This window comes from Nocardia amamiensis NBRC 102102, from assembly GCF_001612745.1.
Lineage (GTDB): Bacteria > Actinomycetota > Actinomycetes > Mycobacteriales > Mycobacteriaceae > Nocardia > Nocardia amamiensis.
The window spans coordinates 1-1,681 of record NZ_BDBA01000416.1 but is presented as its reverse complement, the minus strand read 5'-3'; the positions used below and the strand labels follow the sequence as shown (position 1 = coordinate 1,681).

Sequence of the window (1,681 nt, the reverse complement as noted above, 5' to 3'; positions counted from 1 at the left end):
GGCCTTGGTACTAACCGGGTAAGGTTCGGCGCGTGGCGTACGTGCGGAAGGTGCGTACCGCGTCTGGAGCGGTGGCGGTGCAGGTCGCGTGCAAAGACCGCGGCCGGGTGCGGATCGTTGAGCATGTCGGGTCCGCTCGCACCGATGCTGAGCTGGGAATTCTGTTGGAGCGGGCGCGGCGGATCGTGGGCGGGGATCAGGGTGTGCTCGACCTCGATGTCCCGGATCCGGTCGAGCGGATTGCCGACGTGGCCGACTTCCGTGCCCCGGCGTTGCTGCCGCCCGAACCAGTGCCGGCGATGTTCGCTTCTGCGGCGCGGACTGTGGGCACCAGCTCGCGGTTGCTCTACGAAGTCCTGGCGGGTGTCTACGACAAGCTCGGGTTCGGTGTCGTAGCTGATCCGGTGTTCCGGGATCTGGTGATCGCCCGGATCGTGGAGCCGACGTCGAAGGCCGACGCGGTCCGCGTTTTGGCCGACCTGGGCGTGGATCCAGTGTCGTACAAGACGATTCAGCGTCACCTCGCCCGGATCGGCCCGGCAAGTTCCGGGACCTGATTGCGGGCAAGTGCTTCGCCCACGCCGCCGCGACCGGTGGTTTGAGCCTGGTGCTCTACGACGTGACGACACTGTATTTCGAGGTGGAGAAAGAAGACGGCCTGCGCAAGGTCGGGTATTCGAAGGAACGGCGGGTGGACCCACAGATCCTGGTCGGGATGCTGGTCGACCGCACAGGGTTCCCTTTGGAGATCGGCTGTTTCGAAGGCAACACCGCCGAGACCACCACGCTCGTGCCGATCATCGCCCAGTTCCAGAAACGGCACGGCCTCGCCGCCACCCGCATGGTCGTCGCCGCGGACGCCGGGATGCTGTCGGCGTCGAACCTGACCGAGCTCGACGCGGCGGGACTGTCGTTCATCGTCGGTTCCCGCACAGTGAAAGCACCGGCCGATCTGGCGTCGCACTTCCACTGGAACGGCGAGGTGTTCACCGACGGGCAGATCATCGACACGGTCACCCCACGCCACGCCAAATCCCAGGTCAAACGACCGGCGCAAACGCGCTGAGCCGGTGTGGGATCCGCAGACGCAACCCAAAGCGTGGCGGGCGGTCTGGCAGTACTCGGCGTCGCGGGCTCGCCGCGATCAGATCACCCTCAATGCCCAAGAAGCCAAAGCCCGCGCCGTGATCGCCGACAACAAGCAGGTCAAGTCCACCCGCTTCGTCAAGATCGCAGGAAAAGATCGCAGTCTCGACGAGAAGGCGCTGCAGCGAGCGCGGGCGCTGGTCGGGTTGAAGGGTTATGTCACCAATCTGCCGGTCACGACGATGCCAGCCGCCGAGGTGATCAGCAAATACCATGATCTCTGGCAGGTGGAGCAATCTTTCCGGATGTCGAAAACCGATCTGCGGGCACGGCCGATGTTCCACCGCACCCGCGACGCGATCGAAGCCCACCTGACCATCGTCTTCACCGCTCTCGCAGTCGCACGCGCCGTCCAAGAAGCCACCGGCCTGGCGATCGGCAACGTCGTCAAACAACTCCGGCCACTACGGACCGCGACCATCACCATCAACGGCGCCACCGAATCATTCCCACCCGAAATCCCTGCCACACAAGCCGAAATCCTCGACCGGCTCAGGCGCGGACCGGGGTACTAAACCAACTGTCCCAACTCAGG

At 64.8% G+C, this 1,681-nt stretch carries 1 pseudogene; it reads left to right on the top strand.

The features are described 5' to 3' along the window. Positions 1-32 precede the first annotated feature (32 nt). A pseudogene (locus tag NA4_RS38130) lies at positions 33-1,661 on the top strand (IS1634 family transposase). Positions 1,662-1,681 lie beyond the last annotated feature (20 nt).